Origin of the sequence: Dolichospermum sp. LEGE 00246 (genome assembly GCF_015207865.1) — a bacterium.
In the GTDB taxonomy this organism is placed as follows: Bacteria; Cyanobacteriota; Cyanobacteriia; order Cyanobacteriales; family Nostocaceae; genus Dolichospermum; species Dolichospermum heterosporum.
This window is the reverse complement of record NZ_JADEWA010000151.1, coordinates 1-11151: the sequence shown is the minus strand read 5'-3', so window position 1 is coordinate 11151 and position 11151 is coordinate 1. Positions and strand designations below refer to the sequence as shown.

Below are 11151 nucleotides of genomic sequence, written 5' to 3'. Positions count from 1 at the left end.
ACAGAGGTAGGGGAGGTGGGGGAGGGAAGAACAGAAGTTTTTTCCGATCATTGCCCGTCAAAATAAATTTGACGAACTACTGGTCACTGAGCGAAGTCGAAGTGCTGACCTCTGACTTCTGACCGGGAATTTTGGATTTTAGATGAAAAAAATTTGGTACAAATCCCCGTCCCTGAGGACGGAAAAATCCTCGCTGCGCTGCTTAGGCTTCGCTAACGTTAATCCCAAATTTTCAAGCTCTACACTTGAGGGCGGAATCAATCCAAAATCCCAAATCGAGTAATTCCTGACTCCTACCCCATATCATTAAAGTTTATTTTTAGCAATCTGTCCTACTCCTTAAGAGATATGGTAAACTCAATAGGACAATCATTTACCAAAGGGAGTAGCACAAAAATCACACCCGATTATAACCAAAGGTAGAGACAGGTTGTTATTTAGCTCGGAAACTACTAGTAAATTCTAAAACTTGATTTTACAGATTTATCCACTAATGGCTAGATTTGTATTCCCAGTGAACAACGTCTAAAAAATTGGATAAAAATAAATTACCCTTGTGGTTACAAATAGATAGCTAAACTCAAGCTATCAGATCAAAATCCTGACAAAAAATCGTAAAAATACCTTACAAAATCAGCATATTTCCAATTTTTTGGCGTAGGATCTAATTAAGTTTTTAGCTGCTGGGGGGTCTCACCCAAGGTGAAAATATTAACTTATAAGTTAATACAGAAGAGGGAAGTGATACTTCATTAAGCGTGAATCATCATCTACAATTCTCATCGCAAAGAGATTAATACAGCAGTTATGCTCCAAGACACACAGACCATCCGCTGTTACCAAAGACTTACCGACGCCTTCGTCGAATTATGGAATCGCGGTTATCGTATGAATGATATGCGGATGTATTTGGATGGATACCTAGCCGCACTTCGACATAGTAACATTATCGAACCATATTGGATTCATCGCTTAGAAGAAGAAGCCAGCCGTTATCTGCATGATGTATCTAACTTCGCAATGGTTCAACCAGAACCCGAAAAACAACATGGCTACTATTAAAGGTACTATCCGATTTTGCTAACTAGCCTACTACCGCCGATGATCATAGCACGATTTTTGCCTTGGTCGATGGGGTATAGGGGATTAAATTTGGGAAATACTGCAATTAATATGAAATCAAGCCCCCTTAGTTGTACATCACTAAGGGGAATTTTTTTGTTTATTTGTCAATTTAGAAGATTATTAACCATACATTAAGTAGGTTGGCGTTGAAAATTGTCGTTATGGCAAGGCAAAAGGCACTCATGCAAGAGGCAAGAGTGAAGAGGGTTTGGGCGATTTTACATTTCTTTACACAGTTTGGTTTTATTGTGTTCACCTACTTACAGTCATTGGGAGGGAAGGGAAGCAATCACAACCCTGGCGATTGTTTCATTTCACTTCGTTCCATATGGCTAACGCCACGCAACGCTCATGCCATGACATTGTGTAATCAATTCTGTCCCACTACTTATATGAGCATTAATAGACTACACTTTACGAATATTCTTGAGTAAAATTGACATTGAATAGGTTGAAACTTAGGGTAAATATGTTGCAAATTCTTGACTCTACTTTAAGAGAAGGAGAACAAACTCCTGGAGTTTATTTTTCTCCAGACAAAAAAATGATAATTGCCCAGTTTTTAGATCAGATAGGAGTTGATATTATTGAAGTGGGTAATCCCGCAGTAGATCGAGAAATAGCTTTAGCTATCACGCGCATTTCTCAAGCAGGACTTAAGGCGAAAATAGGCGCTCATTCCCTTTGTAAAATAGATCATGTGCAAAAAGCTTTAGATTGTGGTATTGATTTTTTAGGGATATTTTTTAGTGTTTCTAAAAAGCGATTAGAACAAGATTATAATATTGATTTAGATGTAGCAATTGAAAAGATTATTGAAGTAGTTACTTTTGCCAAAGAACAGAAGCATGACTTATTAATTAGATATACAGCAGAAGATACAGTGCGATCGCCTATAGAAAATGTCATTGCCGCAGCCACTGCCGCAGTCAAAGCAGGAGTGAATATCATTAGTATAGCAGATACAACTGGCTACTCCACACCTTTCCATCCCCAGCGTAGTATGTATTTTTATGTCAAAACCCTAAAAGAAGAATTAGGAAATCGTGGTTTATATCCACAGATAGAGGTGCATTGTCATAATGATAAAGGTTTAGCTTTAGCCAATGCCTTAGATGCCTATAGAGGAGGCGCAGACATTATTGATGTAGCCACAATGGGATTAGGAGAAAGAGCAGGAATTGTTGATTTAGCTGAACTATTAATCAATTTAATAGATATGGGTGAAAAAGAAAAAAAATGGCAACTCAACTGTCTAGAAGAGTTATATAAATTCGTGAGTCAGCATTCTCATATTCCCATTCCTCCCCATCAAGCTATCACCGGAAAAAATGCCTTTACCCACTATGCTGGAGTTCATGTTAAAGCTGTAGCCAAAAATGAGGAACTTTATCAAAGTTTAAATCCGCATATTCTTGGCAAAAAAAGCAGCTTGGCATTAGGGATGCAATCAGGATATACTGCTGTACAACTGGCTTTGAAGCAAATTGGTCAAGGAGAACTAGCTGAAAATAAAGACCTTGTAGATAAAATTCTCCAAGAGATTAAAGTAATTGCCAAAAGAGGAACTCCCATTGATATCGAAGCAGAACTACCGAAAATTATAGAAAAATTTAGTGTAGCAACACATCCATTTGGGAACGATATTTGTAATTTGTCTGTTTGAGTTTAGGAATTAAGTTCACCCTTGCTTATTTTGTCTTAATTATTCCTGCTGCTTCTTTTCTCTTCTTTTTGACTCCTGATATATAATAATGTTAAAAACTCAAGAACCTGAATTTAATTGTCTCAGAACTGAAATCAACCCATCTACAAAATGGTGGACTATACTGAGCGTTAGTATTGGTGTATTTATCTTTTCCTTAGATGTTTATATAGTTAATCTAGCTCTACCAATAATGCTAGAATCACTACATACAACCTTTGCAAATAGTCAATGGGTAGTATTGAGTTACCTATTAGCAATATCTATTTTTGTTTTGAGTGCTTCTAAATTAGGCGATATATGGAGTAAAAAGAAATTGTACATTATCGGTATGATAGTGTTTACAATTAGTTCTTTGCTATGTGGACTTGCCCCAAATATAGGCTTTTTAATAGCTTTTCGTGCCATTCAAGGAGTAGGGGCTGCATTTATCTCAGGACTAGGAACAGCGATGATTGTAGAAGCTTTCCCAGTGGAAGAACGAGGGTTGGGTTTAGGTATTCGCGCTGGAGTATTTGGTTTAGGAATGATGTTAGGACCAACAATAGGAGGTTTATTAGTTAGTATCGGAGATTGGCCTTTAATTTTCTTTATTAATGTGCCAATTGGGATTATAGGGATTTTAATTATGGCTTATTTTGTCCCCCCTTCTGTTGTTAATGGAGAAAAACAACAGTTTGATATCATAGGAACTATAGTTATCACATTTATATTAACTTGCTTTATATTGGCAATAACCTTATTAGAAGAACAGAATCATGACTTAAATATCATTCTAGCTTTACTATTTTTATCTATGATTAGTTTAGCTTTTTTCATCTTCATAGAAATGCGGACTGTCACCCCTATTTTAGATTGGAAAATTTTTAAATCTTTAGACTTAAGCTTAGGTTTAGGATTGCGGTTTATAGGTAACTTCGTGATTGCCGGATCAATCTTTATCCTCCCTTTCTTTTTCAAACTAGTCAAACAATATCCTACTAGTAAAGCTGGTTTTCTATTAGCAATTCCACCGATTATCATTGTTTTAACCGCACCTATGGCTGGGACGCTTTCTGATAAATTTGGCTCACGGATTATTAGCATAACAGGATTATTATTAATGGCTATTGGCTGCTTTTTAATCAGCACATTTAACGCAGAATTAACGATAATCAATTATATAATTGCAATTATTCCCTATGGGTTGGGTATAGGAATGTTTCAATCTCCCAACAATAGCGCCATTATGGGAGCAGCACCACAAGATAGTTTAGGGATTGCTTCGGGTTTATTATCCTTGTCACGAATATTAGGACAAACTATAAGTGTGCCATTAGTGGGAGCTATATTTTCATTTGTGACTCTTAACAATACTCAACTAAACACAAATATTAATATCACTAATGCACCTGTTGCATCATTAATTTTAGGTACACAAGTTACTTTTCGCTTCATTACTATTCTTTTAGTTATTTCTACAGTATTTGCAATTTATTTATGGTGGATTGAACAAAAGCGAGTATCAATGAAAAAACTCATTTCTGATCTAGATAAGTAGGTGAACACAATAAAACCAAACTGTGTAAAGAAACGTAAAATCGCCCAAATCCTGTTCCCTTACCCCAACGACAATTTTCAACGCCAACCTACTTATTTAAGAAGTCACTAATCTGGATTGGATTTTAAATGGATGGTTTCCTCAGATAATTGACACAATTCTTCTAGGGATATCTTTTTGTCATTGTATAATTCTTCAATCTTCTTGGTAGCAGCTTCTAAAATTTCCTGACCACTTCTGATTTCGATGTTTAATTTATTTAGATTTTCATCAAAAACCACAAATAGCGATATATTTCTCCCAATAGTTTGTGTACTACCTTTCACCTTAAAATCAGTCACAAATTTACCTTCTGTGGGGACATGAAGAGGTAAATGGCAAGATTGAATAATGTCCTGCATCTCTGCAAGTTTTAGCCTGGAAATTGCGGTAATTTTCGCTTCTATATTCACAAATTCTGCTAAGTCTGGTTGCTTAATTACAATATCTTCTAATGACTCATATTGAAATGTAATTTTCCCGGCTAAATTATCAGTAATTGCATAAATTTGCATAGAGTATGGAGGTTTAGGTACAGAACCCTGTGCATAGAATAAACTCCCCTCTGCTGTGACAGTAATTTGAGATGTATCTGCTAGAGTTTGTAAAGATTGCAGATTAGCAATAGTGCTTTTAACAAATACAGAATCTAGTCCTAAGATAGAGGCTAAATCATTAGCGGTAGGTGGGGGATTAAACTCCATACCAGCACGAATAATAAACTCTTCTAAGACGTTAAATTTGCGAGATTCTTTAATAGTTAATTCTAAGAAATTTTGAGTTACTGTATAGCCAAATTTACGCGCAGCTAAAACTAACAAACCAGAATTTTCAGTTTCAATTTTCTCAACTATATATTTTAGATTTTCATCAATCTGTTTAACTACAGAAGCAGGAAACATCAATAAAACCTCCATGATAATTAACAGTGTTGGCAACTTCAGAATACATATTACCCACTGTACCGGGTTTAGCGGTAAATAAATCGTGACAACCGACAATTACCAATAATTCCTGAGCGCGAGAAAAAGCCACGTTTACCCGTTCTGGTTTATTTGCAAATCCCACATCTCCTTGAGGATTATTCCGCACCATACTGACAATTACTACTGGTCTTTCCATACCTTGAAATCTATCAACTGTACCTGTTCTGATTTGTAAAGAAGGGAAAAGTTCAGATTGCAACCGTTCATCAATTTTTCGTAATTGAGCGCCATAAAATGTAATTACAGCTATTTCTTTTCTTGGTTCTCCATTTGCAACTTTATTCACCCAAACTTTCTCAAATTGATGACAGATACTTTCAATCACATCAATTTCTTTAGTATTCAAAAATGAAGTTCCACTTCGTTCTTCTTGAAATTCATTTTCTCTGGGCATTTTTACCCAACATAAATGATTGTCAGGTTGAATAATTTCCCCTGCTAAATTATGAGCGCGTTTTGTATCAGGTTCTAAAATCCCACATTCCAATTTACCATGATAAAATTGATTAATTGCGCCCATAATCATCGGGTGCATTCGATATTGAGTATTCAGCATTTTTTTAATGCTTTTATCGGCGGTTTCAAACTGACTTTTAAATAATGACTCTTCTAAAAATTGCAATTCTTCTCTGGTATTACCCATTGTTTTCGCCACTTCTTCCACAGTGCTAGTATCAAGCATAGGTGGTAATTGCCGATGATCTCCTACCATGACTAATTTTTTACCTTTCAAAGCCGGAATTAGCAATTCTGGAGGAGTGCATTTACTAACTTCATCAATAATCACAACATCAAAAGATTGAAATTCTTCTGAGAAATTATAATTTGCCGCTTGAACGCAAGTAATACCAACAACGTTAGCATTATCTAAATAGATTCCCCTTAAATCTTTACTATCTTGTTCTGAAGGTTTACGAAGTTTTGCAACCCAATCTTGCACAAAGTTTTGATATTTTTGCAGATAATTTTCTTCACTTTTTAGCTGTCGTTTCCATGACTTAAATTTATTTTGAATACTGCATAAAGAGTCTGAGTCAAATAAATTATCATTAGATAATTCTGGTTTGAGTTTATCTGGGATTGTTTGCCAAATTGACTGCCACCAATTCCGTTCGCTAATTAAACTATCTGATAACTGTAATTGTGATTTCTGTTCTAAATCAGCTATTTTTATGTGTAATTCTGCAATTTCTTGTTGATAAATATCAGCTTCTGCTTGCAAATTTATGAACTCCTGATTTAAAGAGTCTTTAATTGTTGCTAAAATAGTAAAAGGTGCTAATGAGGAAATCAGAGTTTCCATTTCATTGACGCGATTTTCCCAAAATTTGACTTGCTGGGAAAACTCCTGCGGTTGTTCCCAAATATTTGCTTGTCTAGTCAGATATTTTTCTGCTATAATCCTTAATGGCGCAGGGATATTTTGCTGTTTATGAAGTAATTGTAAGTTATGAATAACTTCTGCCAGGTTTAAATTAGCAGCTTCTTTGCTTTTTCTTACCTGAGATTTAGCTTCAGATATTTGTTCTGAAGAAATTGCATTTTGCGGAAGTTCTTGAAATTGCTGGTTTAAAATTTGTAATTGTTGTTCAGCTTCAGTTTTAACTCTTAAAACACATTGACGGGCATGAACTAAGATAATATCTAGTAATTCTTGGGTAATGCGGGTAAGAGTAGCTTCAACATTGTTCCATTCAAAGGAATTACTGTATGTTTTTTCCAATCTAATTAAAAAGACTTGAGTATTTTCAACTAGCAATTTTCGCTGTTTAGGATTGAGGAGTTGATAATTTTGGAGTTTTTGATAGGTTGTTTGCCATTGAATTTGATCGGGTTTTGATAATACTATCGGAATTTGACTAAAACTTTGCTGCAAAAAATAACTAAAATCATGTTTTTTACCTTTTCTATCTATAAAATTACCTTCTATTTCATAAGCTATGGCTTTTGTTAATACTCCCCAATCTGGTAAACTGATTTGATAGTTTTTAGGAACAATAGTTAATTTTAATGTCTTAGCAAACATCAATAGACCTAATGGTAAATCTACCATATTTTCTGTTAAAACTAAATTAGATTGTTGACATTCTTTTAAGACTTGATACAAGTTGTTGTTAGCTGTAGATTTCCATTCAACAACAGCTTCAATAATATAATCAATTTCCCGTTTGCGATTTTCCCAAATTTGGATTGTTGGCTGTAAATCGTTTTGGTTATTAAATTTTTGATAATCTGTTTCTAATTTCTCCAAGGATAAAGAATGCTGTTGGAAAATATAAACTAATTTTGCTACTTCGGAAATAGCTAAACCTACATCATTAGCATTTTTTAATCCTGGTTTAAATCTAGAAAGATGAGTTGTGATATTTTCCTGTAACCAAACTGCTAACCCAAATGCGCCAAAACCTGGACGGACAAAACCAAGTTCTTCAATAAATTTGATAGATTGACGCACATTTTCTCGAAAATCTTCTACTTGTTGGTTATTTTCTGTATAAGGTTTAATTTGTGGTAAAAAATTGTTAATTTCTGAAGATTCCCAGTCTATATTTGTGGAATTTTTGAGAATATTTTCTAAACCAGTAATTAAATATTCAATTTCTTTTTTCTTGACTAAAGTTTGCTGATATTCAAGCTGTTGATTTTGATAAGCTGCTTCTAAATTTTGTTTTTCGGTTTTGAGTTCATGCTGTTGCTGATTTATTTCTGCTTCTGCCAGAAAATAGTCTGTGAATCGTGGTAATAATAGTAATAATTGATTGATAATTCTGATATTTTCGTGACGTTGACTGAGATTATTTTCACAGTCAGTGGCGGTATTTTGTAGCCATGTACCAATTACTTGATCTTCTAAAAATGGCTGTCCTTCTTCGCCAACTTTTTCGGCTCGTCCCTTCCTAATAGCGCGAATAACGGGATTATGTACTAAGCGACTGAGGGCGTTATCAACGGCTAAATTGGCTTGAGAGGTAATTAATGTCCGTCCTCCACGCAAAGCTACCTGATAGCAAATTTCCGCAATTACGGTAGTTTTCCCTGTACCTGGTGGTCCTTGAATTAGCACTAAGTCCTCTGCGGACAGGACTTTTTCAACTGCGGCTTTTTGTCCAGCATTTGCGGAGGATAATAATAAGTCTTTTGAGTTAAGTTTAATCCTTTTGATAATTGGTCTGGCTTGGGAAGCGTCGAATAAAAAGTTACCTAAATAGGGATTTTGAGTGCGTCCTTGTCTTAATTGTTCTAGAGCTTTTTCTTTACGTTCGATTTGTTTGATGTCTCCAGCAGCATCAAAAAATAAGTAGCCTTTATTGGGAAGTTGATAATTACCTTTGGCTATATATTCGATTAGTTCTCGTTCTAGGCGAATATGAATAAGATTATGTTTTTGATCAATTTTTTCAATAGTTCCTAATTGACGACTGTGGCGACGATTTTTATCTGTCGGTACGGAATCGAGAAAGTTGACTTCCTGATTTTTGGCTTTTTTGACCCGTTCCCAGAAATTCTCCACACCTAAAATATTCTCTTCAGAACCGTTAAGCGTAGCTGAATTAACTTTAATCTCTAAAGCGATTTGTCGAGAATTTGAGCTATTGTTAGCAATCAGAAAAGATACACAAAATTGGCGTGATTTAGCAATACGTTCTTCTACTTTTAAAAAGGCTTTCCAGGCTTTAAGTTGATCTTCGGTGGGGACATGATTTCCACAAATTGGCATATTTTTTATTTTTGCCAATAATGGTTTAGGAATATCCAACCGATGTTGATGATTTGGGCTTAGTCGCAACCAATAGGGTAAGGCATAGCCATCAATATTTCCTCGCAATTCATGTAGTAAGTAAGCTGATAAAATTTTAAATCCGCCATGTCCATCTTGACGAATAGCAGCTTTAAATGCTAGGGTCTTTCCTAGCTGTTTCAGTTTTTTTGGGAGTTGAAAGTTATCTTGGTCTGTGGCTATAGTTAGTTCCCAAATCTCTTCTCCTGATTCTTTTCCTGTTCCTTGACGACGAATATAAAATAAACCTGGTTGTTTACCAACTAAATCAAATAATAATTCATTGGCACGTTCTCGTCGTTCTCGAAAGTCAGGATATAATTGTAGGGATGATTGACCTTCAAAATGGCGAACTAAATTATCAACTGCTGAACCTATGAATGTATAACCACAATCTTCTATCTTCGTTTTATTATTCATAGTTTTTGTAATAAGGAATCAAATCCCCGACTTCTTAGAGAAGTCGGGGATCTTTATCTTGTGTTGATATTAAGAAGCGATCGCTACTTCTACCACTTCCTGTAATTCACCTTTGTTGTACATTTCAATCAAAATATCAGAACCGCCAATGAATTTACCAGCAACGTATACTTGGGGAATTGTTGGCCAGTTGGAATACTCTTTGATTCCTTGACGAATTTCTGGATCTGCAAGTATGTCAAGGGTTTCAAAGGGAACTCCTAATGTATTGAGAATTTGGACAACGTTATTAGAGAAACCACATTGGGGCATTAATTTATTGCCCTTCATGAAAACCATAATTTTGTTTTCTTCTACCAAAGTATCAATTCTTTCTTTAAGTTCTGGGGTCATGATTAGTTATTTCCTTATGTTACTGAAATTCAAGAGTTGATCCGATCTTAGATTTTGTTTTCTGAATCCAAAATCCCAAATCTAAAATTAGTTTGTTGCTTGCCAAGTTTCGGGAGTGTAGGTTTTAAGTGCTAAAGCATGAATAGCTTCGCTGGACATGGCTTGTTGCAATGCGCCATAAACTAGTTGGTGTTGTTGCACAAGTCCCTTATCTGCAAACTGCGATGAAACTACTGTTACCTGATAGTGATCACCACCACCTGTCAAGTCTTGTACTTGCACTTGGGCATCTGGCATTTGTGCCTTGATCATTGTCTCTACCTGTTGCGGACTCATCATCGCAATTCCTGAAAAACTTACTTCTCTATTATTAACAGATATGTAGCGGTTGGCTGTTGCCTGTTAGCATTTGCCGATTATTTTTTACCTTGACGCGGAAAGGGGACATCTACAAAACCTAGTTCAAATAATTGTTGGTATGCTTTTGTGCCTAGTTCTCTGGTGGGGTTTTGACTTTTGATGATTTGTACTAGTAAAGGTATGGCTAATTCTGGCTGATTTTGCGCTCGATGTACTAGGGCTAATTGATAGGTGGCTTCATCTCGCTTTTGGGCAGTTGTTAAAGCATTTTTGCGGTAGGTATCGGCGGCGCGAATGTCAATACCGGCAAAACTAGAGTTGAGGTCTTGGTAAAAGCTTGATAATTGATTATAAACTTGGCGGGCTTCTTGGAGTTTTTTGGCTGCTAGGGCGTAGTTTTGACTAGAAACCGCTTCGGTTGATTCTTTCATCAAGCGATCGCCCCCCTCTATACTTAAAAGATTATTGCTTGTTCCTGTGGGAGTAAGAGTATTAGGTTTATCTGTATCAATTGGTTTTGGTTTGGCTTGACTAATAGGATTGGATACCTTTTTCCCTTCAGCATAGGTAGGTGATAGCAGTCCCAAAGATACTATGAGTGATAAAGATGTTAAGCGAATTAAGGTAGCAGCATTCATGAGTTTAATTAGGGCAACAATTCTATAGAAAAAATTGGTAAACCTTGGTATCTTAACTCTCTTTGTCCTAGAGATAAAGTCAGTTACTTGATAACTAAGTAGTGAGACAGAATTAATTACACAATGTCATTGTGAATGGAACAGGGGGTGGGGGAGGTGGGGGAGGT

General features: G+C 35.7%; 8 protein-coding genes. 3 read left to right on the top strand and 5 right to left on the bottom strand.

Annotation, left to right across the window (positions count from 1 at the left end):
• Positions 1–807 precede the first annotated feature (807 nt).
• The 3 genes from IQ228_RS12095 (at position 808) to IQ228_RS12085 (ending at position 4370) form a co-directional block, all read left to right on the top strand.
• Positions 808–1062, top strand: coding sequence for a DUF6761 family protein (locus IQ228_RS12095; protein WP_027403340.1), 255 nt, complete (start codon positions 808–810; stop codon positions 1060–1062).
• 532 nt (positions 1063–1594) lie between these two features.
• Positions 1595–2791, top strand: a complete 1197-nt coding sequence (locus tag IQ228_RS12090; RefSeq protein ID WP_193962953.1) for a LeuA family protein — start codon at positions 1595–1597, stop codon at positions 2789–2791.
• Between the two features lie 88 nt (positions 2792–2879).
• Complete coding sequence (locus tag IQ228_RS12085; RefSeq protein ID WP_051424374.1) at positions 2880–4370, top strand: MFS transporter; 1491 nt, start codon at positions 2880–2882, stop codon at positions 4368–4370.
• 107 nt (positions 4371–4477) lie between these two features.
• On the opposite strand, the gene IQ228_RS12080 is transcribed toward IQ228_RS12085, so the two are convergent.
• From IQ228_RS12080 to IQ228_RS12060, 5 genes are all read right to left on the bottom strand, one after another.
• Positions 4478–5311, bottom strand: coding sequence for a hypothetical protein (locus IQ228_RS12080; RefSeq protein ID WP_228043841.1), 834 nt, complete (start codon positions 5309–5311; stop codon positions 4478–4480).
• Positions 5289–9593, bottom strand: coding sequence for an AAA domain-containing protein (locus IQ228_RS12075; protein ID WP_193962952.1), 4305 nt, complete (start codon positions 9591–9593; stop codon positions 5289–5291). The genes IQ228_RS12080 and IQ228_RS12075 overlap by 23 nt, the downstream gene beginning before the upstream one ends.
• A gap of 69 nt (positions 9594–9662) precedes the next feature.
• Positions 9663–9986, bottom strand: coding sequence for a Grx4 family monothiol glutaredoxin (gene grxD / locus IQ228_RS12070; protein WP_027403344.1), 324 nt, complete (start codon positions 9984–9986; stop codon positions 9663–9665).
• Between the two features lie 87 nt (positions 9987–10073).
• The gene (locus IQ228_RS12065) at positions 10074–10325 is read right to left on the bottom strand and encodes a BolA family protein (protein ID WP_027403345.1); all 252 of its coding nucleotides are present in this window, start codon (positions 10323–10325) and stop codon (positions 10074–10076) included.
• A 77-nt stretch (positions 10326–10402) separates the two neighbouring features.
• Positions 10403–10984: a hypothetical protein gene (locus IQ228_RS12060; RefSeq protein ID WP_193962951.1), complete on the bottom strand. Its 582-nt coding sequence runs from the start codon at positions 10982–10984 to the stop codon at positions 10403–10405.
• Between the last annotated feature and the right edge of the window lie 167 nt (positions 10985–11151).